This window comes from Streptococcus cristatus ATCC 51100, assembly GCF_011612585.1.
In the GTDB taxonomy this organism is placed as follows: Bacteria; Bacillota; Bacilli; order Lactobacillales; family Streptococcaceae; genus Streptococcus; species Streptococcus cristatus_H.
Window position 1 is genome coordinate 1,227,331 of sequence record NZ_CP050133.1, and the last position, 23,894, is coordinate 1,251,224.

Annotated in this window: 23 protein-coding genes, 1 tRNA gene, 1 other RNA gene and 1 riboswitch; of the genes, 4 read left to right on the forward strand and 21 right to left on the reverse strand. The window is 43.6% G+C overall.

The annotated features are described in order from the left end of the window. Positions 1-98: 98 nt before the first annotated feature. Genes asnS through HBA50_RS06145 form a run of 4 tightly spaced genes read right to left on the reverse strand, consistent with a single transcriptional unit; the run spans position 99 to position 3,497 of the window. A complete protein-coding gene (gene asnS / locus HBA50_RS06130) occupies positions 99-1,445 on the reverse strand; it encodes an asparagine--tRNA ligase (protein WP_045499578.1) in 1,347 nt (448 codons plus the stop codon). Between the two features lie 20 nt (positions 1,446-1,465). Next, the gene (locus HBA50_RS06135; RefSeq protein WP_045499575.1) at positions 1,466-1,831 is read right to left on the reverse strand and encodes a VOC family protein; all 366 of its coding nucleotides are present in this window, start codon (positions 1,829-1,831) and stop codon (positions 1,466-1,468) included. A 2-nt stretch (positions 1,832-1,833) separates the two neighbouring features. Further along, positions 1,834-3,012, reverse strand: coding sequence for a pyridoxal phosphate-dependent aminotransferase (locus tag HBA50_RS06140; protein ID WP_045499573.1), 1,179 nt, complete (start codon positions 3,010-3,012; stop codon positions 1,834-1,836). Beyond that, a complete protein-coding gene (locus HBA50_RS06145; RefSeq protein WP_045499571.1) occupies positions 3,009-3,497 on the reverse strand; it encodes a cell wall elongation regulator TseB-like domain-containing protein in 489 nt (162 codons plus the stop codon). The genes HBA50_RS06140 and HBA50_RS06145 overlap by 4 nt, the downstream gene beginning before the upstream one ends. A gap of 85 nt (positions 3,498-3,582) precedes the next feature. On the opposite strand from HBA50_RS06145, the gene HBA50_RS06150 reads away from it, so the two are divergent. Together HBA50_RS06150 and HBA50_RS06155 are read left to right on the forward strand one after the other, a co-directional pair. Next, complete coding sequence (locus HBA50_RS06150) at positions 3,583-4,029, forward strand: MarR family winged helix-turn-helix transcriptional regulator (protein WP_045499568.1); 447 nt, start codon at positions 3,583-3,585, stop codon at positions 4,027-4,029. 87 nt (positions 4,030-4,116) lie between these two features. Then, positions 4,117-4,665 (forward strand): NADPH-dependent FMN reductase, encoded by a 549-nt coding sequence (locus HBA50_RS06155; protein WP_045499565.1) that lies wholly within the window; start codon positions 4,117-4,119, stop codon positions 4,663-4,665. A gap of 54 nt (positions 4,666-4,719) precedes the next feature. On the opposite strand, the gene HBA50_RS06160 is transcribed toward HBA50_RS06155, so the two are convergent. The 13 genes from HBA50_RS06160 to HBA50_RS06220 form a co-directional block, all read right to left on the reverse strand. Beyond that, the gene (locus HBA50_RS06160; protein ID WP_015604519.1) at positions 4,720-5,415 is read right to left on the reverse strand and encodes an LrgB family protein; all 696 of its coding nucleotides are present in this window, start codon (positions 5,413-5,415) and stop codon (positions 4,720-4,722) included. Then, entirely contained in the window at positions 5,408-5,788 is a 381-nt protein-coding gene (locus HBA50_RS06165) for a CidA/LrgA family protein (protein ID WP_045499562.1), read from the reverse strand. Before HBA50_RS06165 ends, HBA50_RS06160 begins: the two co-directional genes overlap by 8 nt. Positions 5,789-5,997: 209 nt before the next feature. Then, positions 5,998-6,085: transfer RNA gene (locus HBA50_RS06170), tRNA-Ser, on the reverse strand. A 38-nt stretch (positions 6,086-6,123) separates the two neighbouring features. Further along, entirely contained in the window at positions 6,124-6,948 is an 825-nt protein-coding gene (locus tag HBA50_RS06175; protein ID WP_045499560.1) for a DUF695 domain-containing protein, read from the reverse strand. A gap of 27 nt (positions 6,949-6,975) precedes the next feature. After that, positions 6,976-7,324, reverse strand: a transfer-messenger RNA (tmRNA) gene (gene ssrA / locus HBA50_RS06180). A gap of 108 nt (positions 7,325-7,432) precedes the next feature. Continuing rightward, complete coding sequence (locus HBA50_RS06185; RefSeq protein WP_045499557.1) at positions 7,433-7,918, reverse strand: acyl-CoA thioesterase family protein; 486 nt, start codon at positions 7,916-7,918, stop codon at positions 7,433-7,435. Positions 7,919-8,176: 258 nt separating this feature from the next. Beyond that, entirely contained in the window at positions 8,177-8,512 is a 336-nt protein-coding gene (locus HBA50_RS06190) for a YlbF/YmcA family competence regulator (protein WP_005592507.1), read from the reverse strand. An 18-nt stretch (positions 8,513-8,530) separates the two neighbouring features. Beyond that, the gene (locus HBA50_RS06195; protein ID WP_045499552.1) at positions 8,531-9,637 is read right to left on the reverse strand and encodes a prephenate dehydrogenase; all 1,107 of its coding nucleotides are present in this window, start codon (positions 9,635-9,637) and stop codon (positions 8,531-8,533) included. Between the two features lie 15 nt (positions 9,638-9,652). Next, positions 9,653-10,819 (reverse strand): chorismate synthase, encoded by a 1,167-nt coding sequence (gene aroC, locus HBA50_RS06200; protein ID WP_045499549.1) that lies wholly within the window; start codon positions 10,817-10,819, stop codon positions 9,653-9,655. 90 nt (positions 10,820-10,909) lie between these two features. Continuing rightward, the gene (gene aroB, locus HBA50_RS06205; protein WP_045499546.1) at positions 10,910-11,977 is read right to left on the reverse strand and encodes a 3-dehydroquinate synthase; all 1,068 of its coding nucleotides are present in this window, start codon (positions 11,975-11,977) and stop codon (positions 10,910-10,912) included. A 53-nt stretch (positions 11,978-12,030) separates the two neighbouring features. Further along, positions 12,031-12,885: a shikimate dehydrogenase gene (locus HBA50_RS06210; RefSeq protein WP_045499544.1), complete on the reverse strand. Its 855-nt coding sequence runs from the start codon at positions 12,883-12,885 to the stop codon at positions 12,031-12,033. Continuing rightward, a complete protein-coding gene (aroD, locus tag HBA50_RS06215; protein WP_005590561.1) occupies positions 12,875-13,552 on the reverse strand; it encodes a type I 3-dehydroquinate dehydratase in 678 nt (225 codons plus the stop codon). The genes HBA50_RS06210 and aroD overlap by 11 nt, the downstream gene beginning before the upstream one ends. Continuing rightward, entirely contained in the window at positions 13,549-14,712 is a 1,164-nt protein-coding gene (locus tag HBA50_RS06220) for a class I SAM-dependent rRNA methyltransferase (protein ID WP_045499809.1), read from the reverse strand. The genes aroD and HBA50_RS06220 overlap by 4 nt, the downstream gene beginning before the upstream one ends. A gap of 361 nt (positions 14,713-15,073) precedes the next feature. Here HBA50_RS06220 and HBA50_RS06225 point away from each other — a divergent pair, with 361 nt between their 5' ends. Beyond that, positions 15,074-17,275 carry an LTA synthase family protein gene (locus HBA50_RS06225; protein ID WP_045499542.1) on the forward strand — a complete coding sequence of 734 codons (2,202 nt, stop codon included), beginning with the start codon at positions 15,074-15,076 and terminating at the stop codon, positions 17,273-17,275. Positions 17,276-17,412: 137 nt separating this feature from the next. On the opposite strand, the gene pulA is transcribed toward HBA50_RS06225, so the two are convergent. From pulA to HBA50_RS06245, 4 genes are all read right to left on the reverse strand, one after another. Then, entirely contained in the window at positions 17,413-19,710 is a 2,298-nt protein-coding gene (gene pulA, locus HBA50_RS06230; protein ID WP_045499806.1) for a type I pullulanase, read from the reverse strand. Between the two features lie 14 nt (positions 19,711-19,724). After that, positions 19,725-20,684, reverse strand: coding sequence for a diacylglycerol kinase family lipid kinase (locus HBA50_RS06235; protein ID WP_045499540.1), 960 nt, complete (start codon positions 20,682-20,684; stop codon positions 19,725-19,727). A gap of 8 nt (positions 20,685-20,692) precedes the next feature. Then, on the reverse strand, positions 20,693-22,651 hold the full coding sequence (ligA, locus tag HBA50_RS06240) for an NAD-dependent DNA ligase LigA (RefSeq protein ID WP_045499537.1): 1,959 nt from the start codon (positions 22,649-22,651) through the stop codon (positions 20,693-20,695). Positions 22,652-22,753: 102 nt separating this feature from the next. Continuing rightward, the gene (locus HBA50_RS06245) at positions 22,754-23,269 is read right to left on the reverse strand and encodes a QueT transporter family protein (protein ID WP_045499534.1); all 516 of its coding nucleotides are present in this window, start codon (positions 23,267-23,269) and stop codon (positions 22,754-22,756) included. Then, a riboswitch (PreQ1 riboswitch) is annotated at positions 23,267-23,389 on the reverse strand. Its footprint overlaps the gene before it by 3 nt. Before the next feature lie 28 nt (positions 23,390-23,417). On the opposite strand from HBA50_RS06245, the gene HBA50_RS06250 reads away from it, so the two are divergent. Then, a complete protein-coding gene (locus tag HBA50_RS06250) occupies positions 23,418-23,858 on the forward strand; it encodes a GtrA family protein (protein WP_045499802.1) in 441 nt (146 codons plus the stop codon). Positions 23,859-23,894 lie beyond the last annotated feature (36 nt).

Consider the following 23,894-nt stretch of genomic DNA (forward strand, 5'->3'; position numbering starts at 1 on the left):
GTTTACATGACTCCTACCTCTTCTTTCTCTAAAATTTTATATTTGGATTATTTCATAGTTCATTGTTGAAAAAACGCCACATGGGCGTTTTCATTGATTTACGGTTTAATACGGTGCAACATACGTGGGAATGGAATAGCTTCACGGATATGCTTGGTACCTGCTACAAAGGTTACCATACGCTCGATACCGATACCAAATCCACCGTGTGGAACAGAGCCGTACTTACGAAGATCCAGGTAGAATTCATATTCCGATGTATCCATACCAAGCTCTTCCATTTTAGCGACCAGTGCGTCGTAATCTTCTTCACGCATAGAGCCACCAATGATTTCACCGTAGCCTTCTGGAGCAAGCAAGTCTGCACAGAGAACACGGTCTGGATTTCCAGGAACTGGCTTCATGTAGAAAGCTTTGATAGCTGCTGGGTAGTTCACGACAAAAGTTGGTACACCAAAGTGGTTTGAAATCCATGTTTCATGCGGTGAACCGAAGTCATCGCCATGTTCCAAATGCTCATAATCTGCATCTTCATCATTTTCATGGGCTTGCAAAAGATCAATCGCTTCATCATAAGTAACACGCTTGAAAGGCTCAGCAACGTAGCGTTTCAAGAGTTCTACATCACGTTCCAATGTTTCTAAGGCTTGAGGAGCACGGTCGAGAACACCTTGAATCAAGGCTTTGACATAAGCTTCCTGCAAGTCGAGTGACTCATCGTGAGTAACAAAATTATACTCCGCATCCATCATCCAGAACTCTGTCAAGTGACGACGAGTTTTTGATTTTTCAGCACGGAATACAGGTCCAAAGTCATAAACACGTCCCAGAGCCATAGCTCCCGCTTCCAGATAAAGCTGACCTGACTGACTCAAGTAAGCTGGAGTTCCAAAGTAGTCGGTTTCAAAGAGCTCAGTTGAGTCTTCTGCTGCATTTCCTGACAAGATTGGGCTGTCAAACTTGATAAAGCCGTTCTTATCAAAGAATTCATAGGTAGCATAGATGATGGCATTACGGATTTGCATCATGGCAACTTGCTTGCGAGAACGGAGCCACAAGTGACGGTTGTCCATGAGGAAGTCAGTTCCGTGTTCTTTTGGCGTGATTGGATAGTCGTTAGACTCGCCGATGATTTCGATATCTGTAATGTCCAGCTCATAGCCAAATTTTGAACGCTCATCTTCCTTGACAATCCCTGTCACATAGACAGACGTTTCTTGGCTCAAGCGTTTAATAGTATCAAACTTCTCAAGTCCTACTTCTTCGCCAAATTTCTCAATAAAGTTAGGTTTGAAGGCTACACCTTGGAAAAAGGCAGAACCATCACGCAACTGCAAGAAAGCGATTTTCCCTTTTCCTGACTTGTTGGCCACCCAAGCACCAATCGTTACTTCTTCACCAACATGATTTTTTACATCAACAATTGTTACATTTTTCTTCGACACGTTTTTTCTCTTTTCTATTTTTATTCTTTGTGGCAGACTACTTCGACATTATTTCCATCTGGGTCTAGGATAAAAGCTGCATAGTAAGGTAGATGATCACTCCGATAATCAGGTGCACCATTATCTTTTCCACCTGCCTTCAAACCCGCCTCGTAGCAAGTTCGAACCTGCTCGTGGTTTTCTGCAAAAAAAGCAAAGTGAATAGGAGCCTGCTCTCCCTTTCCTAGCCAAAAATCTCCACCAGGATGAGGACTGTTGGGGGCAACAAAACTGAGTAGAGAGTCAGTTTTAAAATCCAATTCGTAGCCAAGAGGAGCAAGAAAGCTTGTATAAAAGTCTTTTGAAATTTGTAAATCCCTTACTTTAATCTCAAAATGATCAATCATTCTTACTTCTCCATGAAATCCTTGAGGCGTTGAACCGCTTCTTTTAGTGTATCCATGTCAGTCGCATAGCTGAGGCGGATATTTTCTGGCGCACCAAATCCATCCCCTGTCACCAAAGCAACTCCTACTTCTTCTAAAATCGCTGTGGTAAAGGCCGTCACATCGGTATAGCCTTTCATTTCCATCGCTTTTTTAACATTTGGGAAAAGATAGAAAGCTCCCTGAGGCTTGACGACTTCAAAGCCGGGCACTTGAGCTAGCAAAGGATAAATAGTATTTAGGCGTTCCTCAAAGGCCAATCTCATATTTTCGACCGTATCCTGACTGCCCGTCAAGGCTTCAATGGCTGCATATTGCGCCACCGCTGTTGGATTAGAAGTCGTTTGCCCTGCAACCTTGCTCATCGCTGAGATAATTTCAGGCTCACCTACAGCATAGCCAATCCGCCAGCCCGTCATAGAGTAGCTCTTGGAAACACCATTGATGACGACTGTTTGCTTGCGAATTTCCTCTGACAGACTAGAAATCGGCGTGAATTTATTGCCATTATAGACCAAGCGGCCATAAATATCGTCGGCCAAGATCAAGATATCATGCTCAACAGCCCAGTTTCCGATGGCCAGCAGTTCTTCTGCTGTATAAATCATACCAGTCGGATTGGATGGCGAGTTCAGAACCAAGACCTTGGTCTTCTCAGTACGGACAGCTTCCAGCTGGGCCACCGTCACCTTAAAATTATTTTCCTCTGTCGCTTGAACAAAAACAGGCTTTCCTTCGGCCATCAAGATCTGATCGGCATAGCTAACCCAATAAGGCGTCGGAATGATGACTTCATCTCCTGGATCAATCACACTCATAAAGAAGGTGTAAAGAGAGAACTTAGCCCCCGTTGCCACTGTCACTTGATTTGGCTGAATCTCATAGCCATAATACTTGGCAAAATAGTCTACCACCGCTGATTTCAGCTCAGGCAGACCACTTGTTACCGTATAAAAACTAGCTCTGCCATCTTCAATCGCTGCAATCGCTGCTTGCTGGATATTCTTAGGCGTCGGAAAATCTGGCTCTCCCAAGGTCAAAGAAAGGATATCCCTGCCTTCAGCCTTTAAAGCTTTGGCTCTAGCTGCCGCTGCCAAGGTCACGCTTTCTTCCATATTTAAAACACGATTGGATAATTTCATAGCCCCTCCTTGCTGAGCAATGTCTTGCTTTCAAATCCGATATTGTAATAAGTGCTTCCAGACTTAATTTCCCAAACAGGCTGACCGTCTAAGTAACCAAAAGTGGTCTTATCAATAGAAGTCGCTCCATTTTCCTTGGCTACTTGTTCTGCTTCTGCCTGACTCATCCCATCTTGCAAACGATAGACATGGATCTTGTTTGAATTTTTGGAAATCAGAACAGCTTCTTCCTCTTTTTTACTAGTTTTCCCAATCAAGCTATAGTAGGACTCTTTGCCATTGTAAATCGAAAAGCTCGTCAGAGTTTCCAAATCTGCATATTCCTTAGCGATTTTTTGAGAACCTTCCTTGGCTGACTGCCAAGGCTCGATAGCAAGGTGCAACATCGTAAAAAATGAAAAAATAAGCGTCGTGAGGACGAGGAAAAGCCCGATGGCATAGTGCCTTATAGGAAATTCAGCCCTTTCTTTAATTTTATGTTTCACTGAATCATTATACTACAAATAGCCTGATTTTTCTAGGACTTTTATTACATTTGCATTTATTACTACTTATTGATAAAATGTTGCTATGAAAATAACTGAAAACCTAGACAAGGATACTCTACTTGACCTTAAGACAATTATCGTTCTCCATAAGGCGGAGCGCACCATTCGTAATCTCGAAGCTCAAATTTTTAAAAAGCACAATTTGACGCCTACCCAATTTTCCGTTTTGGAAACCTTATATAGCAAAGGAGAGTTGCGGATTCAAGATTTGATTGACAGCATGCTGGCTACATCGGGAAATATGACAGTCGTTATCAAAAACATGGAAAGGGATGGCTGGATTAGCCGCAGTTGTGATCCCAATGATCGTCGCTCCTTTCTCATCCAACTAACCGACCAAGGCCAGAAAAAGATCGAGGCTGTCTTGCCAGAGCACATCGCCAATATCAGCCACATGACTGCTCTCCTATCCCAAAACGACAAAGAAGATTTAGTGCGGATTTTAAAAACTTTCAAAAGGCTGAGCTAAATTATTGCTAATTAGTGACACTTGTTGTAACATAGATAGTAACAAGAGGGAGACCTCTTAAATAAAGATTAAATGGAGGACACATTTATGTCTAAAGTACTATTTATTGTTGGCTCACTTCGTCAAGGTTCATTCAATCATCAGTTGGCAGCACAAGCAGAAAAGGCTCTAGCTGGCAAAGCTGAAGTTTCTTATCTGGACTACAAAGATGTACCATTCTTCAACCAAGACCTCGAAAGTCCAGCTCCAGCTGCTGTTGCCAAGGTTCGTGAAGAAATCCTTGCAGCTGATGCTATCTGGATCTTCTCACCTGTCTACAACTGGGCCATCCCAGGTGTGGTGAAAAACTTGCTTGACTGGACTTCACGCGCACTTGATTTGTCAGACCCAAGCGGCCCTTCTGCCCTCAATGCCAAAGTGGTAACTGTTTCATCTGTTGCTAACGGCACTTCACCCGATGAGGTCTTCAAGCACTACCGTAGCCTCCTTCCATTCATTCGTATGAATGTGGTTGACCAATTTACTGGTGTCGGTATCAATCCAGAAGCTTGGGGAACTGGCCAATTAGTCCTTTCAGAAGACAAGCTTGCTGAGCTTTCTGCTCAAGCAGATGCCCTCCTAGCAGCTATCAACTAAGATAAAATGAAAAACATGAAGCAGTATTTCTGGGAAATGCTGCTTCATGTTTTTTTATTTTAAGATAATGGCTGCGACGATTGGACTGACAATTACATACATGATCCCTGTCACTCCGATTGCAAGACCTGCCATGGCTCCAGCAACATGTCCATATTTGAAAGCTGTTCCTGTACCAACTGCATGTCCTGTACCACCTAAGGCCAAGCCAACTGCTACTGGATCCTTAATTTTTAGCAGTTTTAGAATAGTGGGTCCCATGACACTTGTCAAAATACCTGTCGCCACAACAACCACCAAGGTAACAGTTGTCAAGCCCTGCATTTTATCAGTAATGCCCACTGCCATCGCTGTTGTGACAGATTTTGGAAATAGGGAAATTGCTAAAAAGAAGTCCATCCCAAAGAATTTTGCCAGCAGCGCTGTGAAAGTCGTATTGACCACTACAGCCACAAAGGTTCCTAGCAGGATACTGCGAGCGTGGTGTTTCATCAAGTGGAAGGTCTTATAAAGCGGAATTCCTAAAGCAACCGTAGACGGTACTATTAAATTGTTCAAGTAAGCCCCACCGACATAGTAATCCTTATAAGAAATTCCCGTTAATTTCAAAAAGGCAATGACCAAAATCGCTGCTAAAAGGAGAGGCGTTGTTAAAGGATGAGGAAATCTACGGAAAATCAGCATCCCGATGAGGTAGGCAAAAATGGACAAGGCGAGGCCAAATAGCGGGTTACTCCATAGATTAGACATGATCCATCCCCCCTTCCTCATAATCGCCTTCAAAATGCTGCTTGATGAATTGTACGACAAGGGCAATGACGATCACATTTAAAACAATGGCACCAAGAATAATCAAAACAATAGGCAACAGATAAGGAGCAATCACGTGAAATTTATCCATAATACCAACCGCTGGCGGCAGAAAAAGAATGGTCATATTAGCTAACAGGAAGTTTCCGACCATACTGACGTGGCGGAGCCGCAATAACTTAAACTGCAAAGCAAGAAATAGCAAGATTAAGCCGATAATACTACCTGGAATAGGAAGATGGAAGACACTTGATATCCCCTCTCCAATGATGGAAATCGAGAAAATAATCATCAACTGGACATATAACTTCATGCAGAACCTCCGAAACTTTCTATGTACAGTTTACTCCTTTTCAGAAAAATTTCAAGGTTTTTCTCAAATAAAAAAGATGGAAACGAATCCATCTGATTGCTTGCATACTATCCTTACCTCTATATTCTGCAAGTCTAGCATTAAACAAAGTGATTATCGTTCTTCGTCCCGCCATCAAAAAAGCGCCCTAAGGCGCTTCTTGAAATAAACGGAAGACATGGGATTCGAACCCACGCACGCTTTTACACGCCTACTGCGTTTCCAACACAGCCTCTTAAGCCTCTTGAGTAATCTTCCATACAAGAGAAAGACTTGCTTTCTCAAAACTTTATCCATTATACCACATTGCAGCTCCAGCCGCTATACTTTCCGTTATATTTTTTCGAAATTTCTATTAATTCCCAAACATGTTGGTTTATGCTAGGGAGCTCTGTAGTATCGAATCGGGATATTTCTAGTTTGTAAGGACGAGGATTGCCTTCTTCTTTTTTCCTAGAAGAAATATCATAATCAAGAGCAGAGGCATCCCCCATAAAAGAAACACGATCATCGTAAGTCTCAAAACTAAACTTATGAGTGATTTCCCGTAGTTGACTATGGTCATCCCCTTCTTTATCTAAGCGATACCAGATACGCTGGTTTAAAATAGATTGATACTCATATTCATTTGGATACAAGAAGTCAAAGTATTGTTTCCATTCAGGATCCACCAGAGTAGCTGAATTATATTGATATTTCGAAAATTGCTCCATCACTTGAGCAATAATCGGCATGTGCCGCTCTCTATCTTTCAAATAGTAATAAAATTCTATATGACCATCTGTGATGACTACTCCGACATAGATAGCCGCAATGCGCTTCATCGCTTCTGAAAGACGATCTTCGATGAGGTTCAAATTAGAAAATTCGTCATAATCTGGAAACCCTGTTTCTCGATCAACATTCAAAATAGCAATTCTCAACCGTAGTGCATAAGTATAGGATGGATAGGGAGCGACTGAATCCAACGCTAAATTGAGACGGATACTAGCCATTCGGTCATCAATAAGGGTCGAAAAAGAGCCCCATTCATTCGGAAGATTTTCTAAATCAACAGAAACTTCCTCAATGGGTAGATGACTATCTTGACTCTTCCCTAAGATTTTTCCAAAAAAACTCATATCATCAAAAACCTCATTTACATATCCCTATGGAGCCGGTGGGAGTCGAACCCACGTCCAAACACCTGCCAACACATTTGTCTACGACCATAGGCCATGTCTTCATTTAACTTAGCTTTGACACATGGCTCAAGCCCAAGCTAAGCGAGTCTATCAATCTCTTGTAAAATCCCTAGACTTGATTTTACCGTAGCTTGCTCATAATAAGACCGGTCATCAGACACAAGCAATCCGAATCAGGTCACGCTGGCTGTTTTTTAGGCAGCTAAAGCGTAAGAATTGTTATTTTTTGCAGTTATATTTAACTGGCGTTTTACATCCGCTAGATGAGTCGCAAAATGTGCCGCATAATGCCTGTCGAATCCGTAACGACCCCAAGACAAGTAACTATTATACCAAAATAATGTCCTAATTGCAAAAATCAAGATAAAATTACTCCAAAGATGCTAAAATTCCCTTGATATAAGGTACCAAGGGAATTTAACTACATATGATCTTTTACTGCAACTGCTACCATTCTAGCCTTGGCTCTTGGCTGTCCTGCTACTGACATCTCCATCACGATAATAGCTTTCCTTGCTCCCAACTCCTCAAGCTGCGAAGTGACGATGATTTCCTGATCAATAGGCGTCGGGATTTTATAATCAACTTCTAAACGGGCTGTGATAAAGCGTCCAATGACTGTATCTTGAGTCAAGTCCAAGCCTTTTTCTTGATGGGCAAACCAAGCTGCTGAAGCCGTTCCATGGCAATCAAAAATCATAGCAATCATGCCACCAAAAAGATTGGCCGGCACACCACCAGTATAGTGAGATTCTGGTCTTATTCTAGTAATGCATTCCTTCCCATCTAAGCTAGGATAAGTCTTTAAATGTAGACCTAGCTCATTCTTAGGGCCGCAGCCCCAGCAATGTTGAAATCGGTCGCCATATGTATCTTGAATAGCAATCTTTCTTGTTTCTAAAGTCATACCAGTTCCTTTCAAAAATCAGAGTGTAAGCGTTTTTTGATTAGTATATCAGTCTTTGGGACAATAGTAAATAGAATGCAGAGTCAATATATTTTAATTGTAGCTATAATCTGATTTTATAAAAAGCACCTAAGTTTTCTACCTCTTTCTTGAATTAAAAATACTCATTTTCAGCCTGAATAGCCTTTCTAAAGCATAGAAAAACCAAGAAGGCCCGATCTAGCTTCTTGGTTTCATCAATTTTTATAACTTCTTCTATTAGAATAGTTCCTGAATCGGTTCAAAAATAATCCGTTCAATGTCAGACAAGTAAATAGAGAGCTGTTGTTGCTTGTTAAAGAAGGCTGATAATAAATCATTGCCTTGGATTTTATCTCCAAAACTCTGCATCTTTTCTTGAATGTCTGGAGTCGGCATTTGACCTGTTTGAGCCAGTTGCTGCAGCTCTTTCTGGAAAGCTAGGTAGTCATCAAAAATTGCCTTGGCTTCACTATTCGCATTGATAGCCTGCTTGCTTTCTACCACAGCTTTGTACTCTGGCATTTCGCGAAGTCCTCGACTGAGTTCATTGGCTAAATCATAAATATTTGACATAGAGTTCTCCATTCTATATTAGTCTACGGACACTAGGTAATCCGTATTTTCTCTTACTATTTTAGCAGATTTTTCCAAATCTTGGCGATTTTTAAAGGTGATTTGCAGAATACCATTGATATCTTCACGGTTTTCCTCGTTGATTCGAATATTGACGACCGAAATTCCGCGCAGAAGCTCCAGAATGCCCAAAATCGCATCTTCTTCGTCGGGCACTTCAATAAAGAGGTCGTAAAAGCTATCTACACCGGCACGCTTATGAATTTCCATTTGTTTGCGGCTTTGCCGTCCTCGGTCGAAAAATTCCCAGATAGCTGTCTCGTCCTTGGCCTCAATCGCTGCGGCAACCTTGTCTAACTGGTCTTTAAAATCTTCCAGCCGCTCCAAGATAGCTTCAGGATTTGTCAAGAGGATAGAGGTCCACATACCCGGCTCACTCTCCGCAATCCGTGTCATATCTCGAAAACCACCGGCTGCAAAAGACTGGGTTAGTTCATGCTCTTGGCTATAAGCTGCCGCTTGCTCCATCAGGCTGGAGGCTAGGATATGCGGAAAATGGCTGATTTGACTGGTCACTCGGTCGTGCTCGGCTGCGTCCACCCGGATAAAGCGGGCATAAAGACCACTCAGCAAGTCTTTCATTTCCTCAAGCGTACCAGGCTTGGTCAGGCTAGAGGGGGTGAAGATATAATAGGCATTTTCAAAGAGAGTAACATGGGCCGCCTTGGCTCCGGTCTTGTGACTTCCGGCCATAGGATGAGCTCCGACAAAGCGGACGGGCTTATCCTGCAGATACTTTTCTGCTGCTGCCACAATCTCAGCCTTGGTCGATCCAGCATCTGAGATGATAACATTTTCCTTCAAGTTCAGCTCTGCTAGATTCTTGATAAATGCTATGGTCTGCTTGATGGGCACAGCCAGAATAATCACATCAGCCAATGGAGCAAAGGCCGCAAAATCATCCGTTACCCGGTCTACCATTCCCCGCTCCAGGGCAGCCTGTCTTGATTCTTCACTTCGATTATAACCAAGAATCTCAATCTCAGGATGAGCTCGCCTGATGCCCAGAGCCAAGGATGCTCCAATCAGTCCCAGACCTGCGATATAGACTGTTTTCCTCTCCATGCCCACTCCTTTCTTCTAAAAGTTCTTGACAAATTCCCGATGGCGGGCTACCGCATCCTTTAGTTCTTCCAGATTGTCCGAAGAAAACTTCTCTAGGACTTCAGTGGCTAAAATTGTTGCCACCACGCTTTCCATGACAACACCTGCCGCTGGCAGAGCCGTAGGATCGCTCCGCTCCACCGTTGCCTTATAAGGCTCGTGGGTCTCAATATCCACGCTCATCAGAGGCTTGTAAAGTGTTGGAATGGGCTTCATAACACCACGCACCACGATTGGCTGACCATTGGTCATACCGCCCTCAAAGCCACCTAGATTATTGGTCCTGCGAGTAAAGCCATCTTCCTCAGACCAGAGGATTTCATCCATGACTTGACTGCCCTTGAGACGGCCTGCTTCAAAGCCCACGCCAAACTCGACTCCCTTGAAAGCGTTGATGGACACGACTCCCTGAGCAATCTTGGCATCCAGCTTCTTGTCCCATTGGACATAGGAGCCCAGACCGACCGGCACACCGCCAACGACAGTCTCGATGACACCACCGATGGTATCCCCGTCTTTCTTAATTTGTTCAATGTAAGCCTTGATTTCTTCTTCGCGCTCGTGATTGACAATGGAAACATCAGACTGGGCAGCTCTTTCCTTGATTTCTGCTACAGTCAGGTCATTCTGCACATCAATATCAATGCCGCCGAAGGTTACGATATGACTAGCCACCTCCACACCGATTTCTTCCAGCAAACGCTTGGCTACTGCTCCAACTGCCACACGCATGGTCGTTTCACGGGCAGAAGAGCGCTCAAGTGAATTTCGCAAATCGTCAAAGCGGTATTTCATACCTCCGACCAAGTCAGCATGGCCAGGGCGTGGTTTGGTAATCTTGCGCAGCCCTTTTTTCTTTTCATCCACATCTGCCGCGCTCATAATCTCCAGCCATTTCTGATGGTCCAGATTTGTAACATTGAGAGTAATCGGTCCGCCCATGGTCAAGCCATGCCGAACACCAGATGTAATCTCGACTTGGTCGCTTTCAATCTTCATACGGGCACCGCGGCCGTATCCACCCTGACGGCGCTTGAGCTCGGCATTGATATAGTCAGCGGTCAAAGGAAGACCAGCCGGCACTCCCTCAATAATGGCTGTCAGACGAGGTCCGTGCGATTCTCCTGCTGTTAAGTATCTCATACATTTTCTCCTATTTTTGGGATGGAAAAGCTGGGCAGTCAGTCTATTTATTATCCAAACTGTCCAATCGTCTTAAACTCCATCTGGCACTTATTTCTTCAGAAATTCTTTCATCTCTTCCAGCGGAATCTGGTGAATGCTAGCCGAACCCAGCTCAGGCACCAGTACTAGCTTGATAGAGTTGCCTCTAGCCTTCTTATCATGGGTTAAGGCCTGATAAAGAGCATTCTCATTCCATGGCTGGTAATCCACCGGCAAGCCAAACTTCTGACACATATGGATGATGTTTTCTGTGATTCCGGCTAGCATAAGGCCTTTCTTTTCAGCGACACGAGAAACCTGTACCATACCAATCGCCACAGCTTCACCGTGCATGACTTTTCCGTAGCCGGCTGTTGCTTCAATAGCGTGCCCAATAGTATGGCCGAAATTTAGATAGAGGCGAACGCCATTATCCAGCTCATCCTCGACCACAATCTTGCGCTTGACATCGCAGGAATGGTAGATGATGCTCTCCGCATGCTCCAAAATCGACTCAGGGCTGCCATCCATTTCCGAAAGCTCATCCCAGAGTTCCTTATCCTCAATCAAGCCGTACTTGACCACCTCGCCCATGCCTTCGATCAGTTCCCGCTGGCCCAAGGTATGCAAGACTTCTGGGTCAATCAGAACTCCGTCAGGCTGGGTAAAAGTGCCGACCATATTCTTGGCCCAGGGTGTATTGACACCTGTCTTACCACCGATAGAGGAGTCCACTTGGGCTGTCAGACTGGTCGGAATCTGCACGAAATGAATGCCTCGCATGTAGGTCGAAGCAACAAATCCTGCCAAATCACCAACAACGCCGCCTCCCAAGGCAACGATCCCGTCACTGCGTGTCAGACCAACCTTGACCAAAAAATCATAGACTTTGTTGACCGTCTTTAAGTTCTTGCTGGCTTCACCCTCCAAAAAGTCAAAGACAAAGGCCTCAAACCCAGCCGCTGACAAGCTCAGCTTGACCTTTTCCGCGTAGAGTCGAGCCACTCGATTGTCCGTGACGATGACCACTTTCTGAGGCTGCCAAAGCTGACTCAGCCAGTTTCCAGCCTGAGATAAGGCTCCTTTTTCGATGGTAATATCATAGGGATGATGGGGGAGATTTACATTCAATTTCATAAGCGCCTCCTTGTTTTTCCTGCTCCAACCATAGAGGAGCTGAGTATGAGTGACTATTTATACAGAGCTTCCAACTGCTGCCAAATTTCCTGACAGGGCATGGATTGGTCTGTCCAAAGCTCAAAAGCTTCTGCTGCCTGATAAAGCAACATACCTAGACCATTCACTGCCTCTACCTTCTGACTTCGAGCCCACTCTAAAAAAGGTGTTTCAAAAGGTTTGTAAATCACATCCGCAACTAAAATCTGGCTCGGCAGCTGAATACTTTCAGCCAATGGCAAAGTTTTGCCATCCATACCCACACTTGTTCCATTGACCAGAAGATCCGATTGGTTAATTTTCTCCTGTAGAAGAACCGAGTCTTCTAAGTTCAACACCTGAATCCTGCTCTTAGTCTGGCGGCTGATAGCTACCATCTTGCTGACAGTATTAGCATAGGAAGTCTGCCGAGTAAAGACAAAGATTTCCTCTGCCTGATCCAAAGCAGCTTGAGCGATAATAGCTGTCGCCGCTCCGCCAGCACCTAAAATGGTCATTTTTTTGCCCTGAATAGCAAAAGACGGCAAGCTCTTAAAAAATCCCTTGCCATCCGTATTATATCCTATCAATGTACCATTTTTATTCACCACCGTATTCACAGCCCCGATAAGACGGGCACTGGGATCCAATTCATCAAGATATTGGATGACTTCCTGCTTGTAGGGCATTGACAAATTTATCCCAAACATATTATACCTTCGGATATTAGCAACGGTCGCTTCTAAATCCTCTGCTTCAATTTCCAAAGCAAGGTAGACACCATTGACAGCAGTCTTCTCAAAGGCAGTATTATGAATAAATGGTGAAATGCTATGCTTAATTGGCTTAGCAACCACTGCTGCTAGACGAGTATGGCCATCAATTTTCATTTAAAATCTCCCGCACAACCTTCATGTTTGCGAGGGAAACCTGACCTGGTGCACTCGGCTGTTCAACGCTGGCAAAAGACCAGCTCGAACCTGTCAAATCTGCAGCTAAGCGAGAAATCTTTCCGACTTTTCCCATAGAAATCGTTACATACTCTTGCTCAGGATTCAAAATCTTAAATCCACGAGTGTAGTTCATCAGGTCCAATACATCCTGCTCATTATGCGCCATGACAGAAACTTTGACCACTTTTGGCGCCAAACTTGTCAATTCTGACAAAATTTCCATCATATTTTCAGGTGTTTCCTCGAAATTATGATAACTGAGAACTAAATTTGGAAACTCGAGCATTTCTTCGAATTTATCTTTATGCGAATAGTATTCAAAATCAACATAGTCTGGCGAATAAAAATTGGCTACTTCTTTGATAAGAGCAACATATTCATCATCTGACAGATCAATTTCGCCACCTTCTCCGCGACTTCGTAGCGTGAAGAGCAATTCACGACCAGCAAATTTCTCGAAAATAGCAGGAGCAACGTTGAGAATGCTCTCTTTCGGCAAAAAGTCCGCGCGCCATTCGATAATGTCAGCATCATCATAACGACTCACATCAATTGCTTTAGCCTCTTCTAAACTTCTGGGCATGATTGAAACGACTAATTTCATTTGTCCACCTTAATTGTAAATACCTTGAGGTAGTTACTATTCTCATCTTTCTTATTGTATACAAAGTCTGCTGGTAGGCCATATTCCGCCAGATAGCGGTGAGGAACTCCTGCAAATCCTTTTTCAATTTCTTTTTTAAACTTACTTTTAGAAACATTAGCTGCGTTGGTCGAAAGAATCAATATTCCATTCGGACTCAAGATTTCCAAGGCCTGAGCCACCAAACGATGATAATCTTTCGCAACAGAGAAAGTCTGTTTCTTATTGCGAGCAAAGCTCGGCGGATCTAGGACAATCACATCATACTTTAGTTCATGACGCTTGGCGTATTTGAAATAATCAAAAACATCCATGACCACAAAACGATGCGGCTCTAAATCCAAACCATTGGCTTCAAAATGCGCCTGGGAAAGCTCGCGACTGCGCTTAGCCAAATCCACCGAAGTTGTTCGACTGGCACCGCCCATGGCAGCTGCCACCGAGAAAGCCGCTGTATAAGAAAACATATTGAGCAGGCTTTTCCCACTAGCTAAGCCGTCAACCAGACTCCCCCTCACCTCGTGCTGGTCCAGAAAAATCCCAGTCATCAGGCCATCATTCATGAAGACTTGATAGCGCACGCCATTCTCCAAAACCGTAAAATAGGCTGGCGCTTCTGCTCCGTAGAGATGGGCTGAGTCATAGTCCAAGCCCTTGAAGCGAATCTTCTCATAAGCTCCAGCGACCTCAGGAAAGACCTGCTGGAATGCAGCCACTATCTGATCCTTGATTGAGAAAACAAAGGAATTGTACCAAGAGAAAACAACATATTTATCGTAGATATCAACTGTAAAACCGCCAAAACCGTCACCTTCTTGGTTAAACAGGCGATAGGCTGTCGTATCCTCCGCATGACGATAATAGAAACGTTTGTCTTTGGCCTTTTCAAACAAGTGCTGAAAGAAGGCTGAGTTCAGCTCTACCTTGGCATGGGAAATCAGCCAGCCAAGTCCCTTATTTTGTAAGGACAGATAAGCCGTTCCCAAGAACTTCCCCTGCTGACTATGCAATTCCACACATTGATCGGTGAGCGAAAGAGTTGGAAAATCATTCTTATCAAGAACTAAAATCCCTTTTCTCAACTTTTCCTCTGTCTGTTTATTAACAGTAAGTTTCTTCATAAGCATTATTATACCAAATATTGTGAAAATTCTCAAAGCATATTTATTATTTTCACATAATACTTGTTTTAGTAGAAGAAATTTTCAACACTTTATATATTAAGTATTTATTTTAACAGGCGGACTTTCAAGCAAGCTTCCCTACTCCTACTTTCCACTATCTATCATGAAACAAATCCTGTCTAATCTTAGGTATGTTTGCGAACAATCTTGAAGCTAGGAAATAATTGCCCTTATTAAATTACTTTACAAATAAAATAAACTAAACACTAAATCGCCTCAATTTTTCCTCAACTTGAAAAATTGTGATATACTTAGAAAAAGAGAATTTTTAGGAAATAAGACAAGGAAGTACCTTTCTGTGAAAAAAATAACCAAGAATTTACTCAATTTTATGAGTACAAGGCTCGGTTTCGTCTTGAGCTTGCTCACGATTTATTGGTTAAAAACCATGTGGGCTTATACTGTTGATTTTAATTTAGATATTCAAGGAGCCTATCAGATTTTTCTGGCTCTGATTAACCCTTTCCCCATCGGCCTTTTACTGATTGGACTCGCTCTTTATATCAAGCCGACCAAGATTTTTTATTGTGTCAGCACGGCTATCTACATCATGCTCTTTGTCTGGTTGGTCTCAAACTCCATCTACTACCGTGAGTTTACCGACTTTGTGACAGTCAATACCATGTTGGCCTCCAGTAAGGTGTCTGCAGGTCTCGGAGCCGCAGCCATGGAGCTCTTCCGCCCTTGGGATGCTATCTATATCATTGATTTCCCCATTCTAGGCTGGCTTTTTTATAAAAAATATATCCGCTTGGATCATCGTAGGTTTAATTTCCGCGCCAGCTTTGCTGTAACGTCCCTATCAGCGATGCTCTTTTCAGCCAATCTTTTCCTAGCAGAAATTGATCGTCCTGAGCTCCTGACACGCGGATTTTCAAATTACTATGTCGTTCGCGCTCTTGGTCTTCCTGCCTTTCTCGGCTACAGTGCTAATCAAACCTATGCTGCTAATAAAGAGCGTTCCAAAGCCTCTGCCAAGGATCTAGAGCCTGTTGAACAATATATCCAATCCCACTATGCCGAGCCAAACTCTGAATACTACGGCATTGCCAAAGGTCGCAATGTTATCTATGTCCATCTAGAAAGCTTCCAGCAGTTTCTGATTGATTATAAACTGCAGATGGAGGGCAAGGAATATGAAGTTACGCCTTTCCTCAACTCCCTTTACCACTCCAACTCAACTTTAGCCTTTTCAAACATCTTTAACCAGGTTAAGGCTGGAAAGACTTCTGATGCGGAGACCATGATTGAAACAGGTCTCTTTGGTCTCAACCAAGGCTCCTTCATGGTAAACTACGGCGGTACCAATACCCAACAGGCAGCACCTTTTATCCTATCAAAAAACGGAGATTATACATCTGCTGTTTTCCATGGAAATACAGGTAGTTTCTGGAACCGCAACACGGCCTACAAGCAATGGGGCTATAACTATTTCTTCGATGCGTCTTACTTTACCAAGCAAGACGAGACCAACTCCTTCCAGTATGGCTTGAACGATAAAATTATGTTCAAAGATTCCATCAAGTATCTGGAACATTTGCAGCAGCCTTTCTATGCCAAATACATCACCGTCTCTAATCACTATCCTTATACGACCAGCTTGATTGGCGATGAGATTGGTTTCCCACTGGCAGATACCAAAGACGAGACCATCAATGGCTACTTTGCGACTGCAAACTACCTCGACTCAGCTGTCAAAGCCTTCTTTGACTACCTGAAAGAAGCTGGTCTGTATGAAAATTCAATCATCGTCCTCTACGGCGACCACTATGGAATTTCCAATTCCCGTAATCCAGCTCTGGCACCTCTGATCAATAAAAATTCTGAGACATGGTCTAGTTACGACAACGCCATGTTACAGAGAGTGCCATACATGGTCGTGATACCTGGAATGGAAAAGGGAAAAATCATTGATACCTTTGGCGGACAAATCGATATGCTGCCAACCTTGGAGCATTTATTGGGAATTGACTCCAAAAATTACCTCCAAGTCGGGCAAGACCTCCTCTCACCTCAGCACCAGCAAATCGTGGCCTTCCGCTCAACCAATAACTTTGTAACACCAAAATACACAAGTTATAGCGGCCGCATTTACAACACACAAACTGGTGAGGAGATCACTCTGCCAGACGAGTCAACAACAGCTGAACTAGAAGCTATCCGAACAGCCGCAAATACACAGCTGAAGATGAGCGATGCTATTCAGACAGGGGACCTATTCCGCTTTTACACAGGCAATAACCTAGGAAAAGTCAACCCTGATGATTACAACTACATCAACTCTTTGAAAGCCCTCAAGGCCATTGAGAAAGAAAAAGGTGATCAATCGACTAGCCTTTATTCAAAACGTGGCGGTGTGTCTTCTGTGGATCTCTTTAATTCACCAAGCTATCGAGCACTTCACCCAGAACAATTTCACTCTAGTACTAGCAGCGAAGAGGGAACTAGCGGAGAGTCCTCCAGCTCTTCTAGCTCCTCCAGTTCAAGTGCCAGTCCCTAATATCTATGAGACTACTCAACTCTTCCTAAAGCATTGAAAAATGTTTTGGGGAGAGTTTTTTTATTTTTAAAGCACAAAAAAAGATTGAAGAGGTGAGCCACAAAGCCCATCTTCAATCTTTTCTTATTTTATTCATATTATGCAATCACTTCAAAAACGGAAGCGGTCAGATTCTCCACATAGAAGGGTCTCTTATGACGACTATTGCCGACCAACAAACGCAGGTGATCCGCATTCTCAAGGTAATAGGGCAAGCCACTCGCATTAAAAATGATCTCATAATGTTTTTCATCTTTAATCTCAAAAATGACGATACCACTGCCAGCAAAGGCTTCTCTTACAAAGACATGTTTGTAAATCTCTTCATAGGTTTGATAAGAAAATTCCTTCTGACTTGTCTTTAAGTGAATAATCTGCTTGATATAGTCAATACTCTCCTGATGTTGACTAATCAATTCCCAATTCACTTGGTTGACAGCATCGGGAGCATTGTAGCTATTCATTGCTCTGTCACGGTCGCTAGGAAGGACTTGGCCCTCTTCTCCTGTTCCTACTAGTTTCGTGCGAGAAAATTCTTGACCCAATTCCATGAATGCCATCCCCTGCATAAGCAAGTTCATAGCTGTTGCCAGCTCAATCCTTTTGGTCCGAGTGACCTCATCATCATCTGGGTGCAAGTCAACCAGCAAATCATGCAGGTTGAAATTATCATGCGCCTCCACATAATTCAGAACCTGAGTTGGTGTCAAATAGGAGCCTAACTCACTGCTGCCCAGAATGGCTTTGGCTATGATATCTTCAGTCGCTTGTCCGCTCACATAACCAGCTTTCAGACCACCGTAGACTTCAGCACCCTTTATCGCATCGCGCTGAGTATCATTAAAGAAGCCAATTCGTGGCAGTTGATAAGCATTGTCCTTCTTTGCCTTGTCCTCTGGCATCAGGCCTGTTCCCATATCCCAACCTTCACCATAAAGCAAAATCCGTGGATCAATTTTGTCCATTTCTTCTCGGATGATATTCATGGTGGTGACATCATGGATTCCCATCAGATCAAAACGGAAGCCATCCACATTGAATTCTTCTACCCAGTAGCGAAGTGAATCAATCATGAATTTGCGGAACATTTCATGCTCACTGGCCGTCTCGCTGCCGACTCCTGTACCATTCTGGAATGAACCGTTGGGATTCATTCGGTAGTAATAATCGGGAACCGTTGACTGAAAGGCGGAGTCAAAGGTGGAATAAATATGATTGTAAACCACATCCAAGGTCACAGAAATACCCGCATCATGATAAGCCTGAATCATGGTTTTCAAATCTCGGATGGCCTGACCTGGATCATCCGGATTAGAAGAAAAACTGGTTTCTGGTGCATTGTAGTTCTGTGGATCATAGCCCCAGTTATAAGTAACTTGGCCATTTTCGTCATAGTCCTTGTGTCGGTCAGAAACCGGCTGGAGCTGCACGACATTGATACCTAGATTGCGAATGTAATCAAAAGTAGTCTGGTCTCCCTGACTATTTCTAGTGCCACGTTGACAAGCACCTAAAAAAGTCCCTCGCAAATGCTCTGCAACACCGGAACTAGGCGATTTGCTAATATCGCGGATATGCATCTCATAGATGACCGCCTGATTTGGGTTATCTAAACGCCAAGTTGCCTCCTTGCCTTGACATACCTTAAAACCAGCAACAGTCTTGTCCTGTTCAGCAACAATAGCTGAGCGCTTGCCATCTGGACTAGTAGCAATTGTATAAGGATCGCGCGTCAAAAAATGCTGGTTTTCAAAATGAACATGATACTGGTAGGCCTTGCCAGCTAAATCTTCTGGCACTTCTACTGACCACACTCCGATTGTATTTTTAGCATGATCGTGCGAGTAAATCTCGCCCTTTTCCATAGGGAATTCTTTATAAACAGCTGCTTGATTATCAGAAGTTTCATAAACTACCAATTCAACCTTTTTGGCTGTCGGAGCCCAAACTTTAAACTCATTTACCTGCCCCTGCAGACGATGCCCAAGCCAGCCTTGGTAGCCCCAGCATTCATCAAAATAATCCGACCGCATAGCCACATCGAAATTATGGGGACGTCGCCGCGAATATTGGTGGCTCGTCGTCGCCGCTTGCAAGGAATAGTAGACCTGATGATCTCCTTCAATCAACCAAACCTCTGTGGGCAAATGAACTGGCAATAAGTCAATGTGGTAGTCGCAAGATTGGCTGGACCAGTCTGAACGCTTGACAATCACATGAGCCTGACCGAGAGGATCCCAACTTTCAAAAGATAATTCTCCCTGAATACCAAAATAATCTAGTTTAGAAAAAGGTGCTTCTTTTCCCCACTGATCCGTCTGCCACTGCCACAAATCATAAGAAAAGTAATCTCCCTTAGGATTGTGGTAATGGACAATGACCTTATAGTCTAGCATTTTCATTTATCTCTTCATTCTAATTTTTCTAAGGAAAGAGCGCTCTCATCGATTTCATCTATATTGGCGAAAAACTCCAGATGATTGTGCAAAACTTCCAATTCTACTGGTGTATCTCCTCCGTACTCACCGTCCAGATTCAACATAAAGGGTGCTTTTTTATCCAATACTTCTAGCTTCAATTTGCTGGTTTTCAGATATTCAACATTGGCATCCGTCACGTGTTGGCCACCATTAATTGCCTGTATGATGAGACTAAGCATATCAAACAACTTGGCCGTTTTTACAAGAATTAAGGTGAAATTTCCATCGTCCAGTTTTGTATCTGGCGCTAGTTTTTCAAAGCCTCCGATAGAATTGGTCAAGGCTGCAAAGACAAGCGAAATCTTGCCCTCAAAAACACCATGGTCATGCTCAATCCGTACCTTACGGGATTTGGAGCGCGGCAGCATCTTGGCCCCTTCGGCTACATAAGCCAGATAGCCTAGACGAGTCTTGACTTCACTAGGGACACTGTAAGTCAGCTCTGTCAGAGTGCCCGCTGCCGCAATGTTGATAAAGTATTTGCTGCCATAAGCCCGACCGATATCCATCTGAATCGTCTGATTTTTCTCAATAATCCGAGCTGCAGCCACCGGATCTCCCATGGGAATTTTCAGAGCACGCGCATAATCATTGGTTGTACCAGTTGGGATGAAAGCCAGCTTAGGGCGCACATCTAGGCCCGCAACCCCATTCACTACTTCATTGATAGTCCCATCTCCACCAGCTGCTATAACTAAATCAAAACCTGCTCTTGCTGCTCTTTCAGCTTCTCGCTGAGCAGAGAAAGGCTCTGGAGTCGTCTGATAGGCACTAGTCTCATAGCCAACATCTTCCAAGACATCCAAGACTTCGGCAATATTTTTTTTGATAATTTCCTGCCCAGAAGTTGGGTTATAAATTAATCTTGCTTTTTTTATTTTATTTTCCATACTCAGCCTCATAAGCTATCTAGCCAGTCCTCGTCTCGAATCTCGATCCCAAGTTCTTGAGCTTTGGTCAATTTGCTTCCTGCATCGCTACCTGCCACCACCAAATCTGTCTTTTTAGACACACTTCCAGCAACATTTGCACCCAGACTCAGCAATTTTTCTTTAGCTTGATTCCGTGTTAATTTTTGTAATTTTCCGGTCAATACGACTGTTTTGCCAGCGAGAGCGGCATCAGCTGCCACTTTCTCCCCCAGATAGTCTAGGTTGACGCCAGCTTCTTGTAATTCTTGCAGCAGAAGCTGACTGCCTTCCTGCTCAAAGTAAGAATGCAGACTCTGAGCGATAACTGTCCCTAGGCTGTCAATGGAAGATATTTCCTCTTGACTTGCCTGAGACAGCTTGATAATATCGTGGAATTTCTCCATCAAAATCCGACTAGCCTTGCTCCCCACGTGACGGATTCCCAGACCAAAGAGCAATTTCTCTGCTGAGTTTTCCTTGGAAGCTTGAATAGCAGTATACAATTTATTCGCTGATTTTTCCTTAAAGCCGTCCAAGGTCAGCAAATCTTCTACAGAAAGTCGATAAATTCCAGCCACATCCTTAACCAAGGCCTTATCAAAGACCTTTTCGACCACTGCTGGACCAAGGCCAGTAATATTCATAGCATCCCGGCTGGCAAAGTGAATCAAGCCTTCCTTGATCTGGGCTGGACAGAGCGGATTGATACAACGCAGAGCCACTTCGTCCTCGAAATGCACCAGCTCACTCTCACAGCTCGGACAGTGACTTGGTATTTCCAAAGCCTCCTCTGAGACCCGCTTGGACTCCACCACGCGCAAGACAGCAGGAATAATATCCCCTGCCTTATAGACGATAACTGTGTCTTTCTGACGAATATCCTTCTCCGCAATATAGTCCACATTGTGCAAGGTTGCTCGGCTGACTGTCGTTCCCGCTAGCTGAACTGGTGTCAGATTGGCTGTCGGAGTTACAACTCCCGTCCGGCCGACTGTCCAGTCAACAGACAGAAGCTGGGCTTCCTTTTCCTCAGCTGGAAACTTATAAGCGATGGCCCACTTAGGTGCCTTGACCGTAAATCCAAGCTCCTCTTGCACCGCCAAGTCATTGACCTTGATGACAATGCCGTCAATCTCATAAGGCAGACTGTCCCGCTCCTGAGCAATCTTTTCGATAAACTCCCAAACCGCATCAATCGAATCCGCTAGAAAATGAATCGGATTGACTGAGAAGCCCAAAGATGCCAGCTTGTTCAAAACTGCTTCTTGGCTGCCAGCCTCAGTCGGACTGGCTTCTTGGTAGAGGAAGGTTGCTAGATTACGCTTGGCCACAACCGCTGTATCCAACTGTCGCAAGGTTCCTGCTGCCGCATTTCTAGGATTGGCAAACTCAGGCTCACCATTCTCCTGCCGTAGCTGATTGACCGCATCAAAGGAAGCCTTGGGCATGTAGCACTCTCCGCGTACCGTAATGTCCAGCGGCTCTTTCAAAGTCAGTGGAATATCCTTGACCCGTTTGAGATTTTCCGTGATATTTTCACCAACAGAGCCGTCCCCCCGAGTCGCTCCTGCTACCAAGATTCCCTTTTCATAGGTCAGGGAAATAGAAAGCCCATCAATCTTGAGTTCACAAATATAGGAAACCTGAGGAAATTCCTTGCGAATCCGCTGGTCAAAAGCCATTAATTCGTCACGTGAAAAAGCATCCTGCAAACTAAAGAGAGGATACTGGTGTGGATATTTTTCAAATCCTTCTAAAATCTTCCCGCCCACCCGATGCGTTGGACTATCAGGTAGGATAGCAGTTGGGTACTTTTCTTCTAGCTCCACTAGCTCACGATAGAGTCTGTCATACTCGCTGTCCGATACACTTGGCCTGTCTGCCGTATAATACTCATGAGCGTATCGATTGAGCAATTTGACTAATTCTGACATTCTTTCTTTCATACTTCTATTTTATCACAAATACACAAAATCTTCCTCTATTTGTTCCGAATTCTCACTAAAAAAGAGGACATAAAAAGAGCGGAAATTCCGCTCTCTGCTGTCTTATTTTGTCAAATCAATCCTTTTCGCAATCTGGTTAATAATGATAGCCCCAGCAATCAAGGAAGCGAACTCACCAATGGCCGTTGTGAACCAAGTCAGGAAGAATGGCAAGCCCTGTAAGAAATACAACTCTGCCGCAATCGTCACCATCGAAATAGAAAAGAAAATGGCAAAATAGAAGTGATCCAAACGAAGCAAATCTTTAATCAGGTATTGATTCTTATAGCGGCTGAAGAGGTAGACACCTAATGATAGGAAGACTAGAGTTGACCAACCGCCGACAAAGACGTCAATGATTCCAAAGCTATAGAGATTTGCAATCATACAGCCAATGGTCACACCCATGATATATTTCCGATTATAAAAGGCCATAAAGTTCATCATTTCAGAAATTCTGAACTGGTAAGCACCATAGCTTATAGCATTTAAAGGGGGCGTAATCGTAAGGGCTACATAAATAGCAGCAACAATGGCAATCTGAACCAAATCACGAACTGACAAGTTTTCTTGTTTCATTTTTTCTCCTTTAGCACATGAGCGCGTGTAATATGCTTGGCGAAAGAAGCTAAGCGCCAAGGGTTGCGTCAGACGGGAAAATCATCTCCCAAAAATCGACAACTTCACTAGTATAGCATAAATCCTAGAAATGTGATAGACTATGCTTATGAAAACTTTGATTAAAAAATTCTTTGACAATGAGGTTCTGTCCTATCTTTTCTTTGGTGTGGCAACAACTGTCGTATCCGTTGTCAGTCGGATGCTCTGCTATGAACTGACAGGAAACGAACTACTAGCTACGATAATCGGTGATATTCTGGGGATTCTCTTTGCCTTTGTGACCAACGATACCATCGTTTTCAAGCAAAAAAGACAGGGATGGCCAGTTCGATTGGTCAAATTTTTCACTGCCCGACTGGCTACTATGGCCTTGAACTTGCTGCTAACCTTTATCTTTGTCACTAGCTTCCCGCAGATTATTGGTCAATTCGTCCACAACGATATTAAGATGGTCAACACCATTGAAACTTTGATAGCTCAAGTGCTGATTATCGTCCTCAACTATGTCTTCAGCAAAATTTTTGTCTTTAAAAACAAGGCAAAATAAGATGGCTCGGCTTATTTCTCCTATAAAAACAAATCT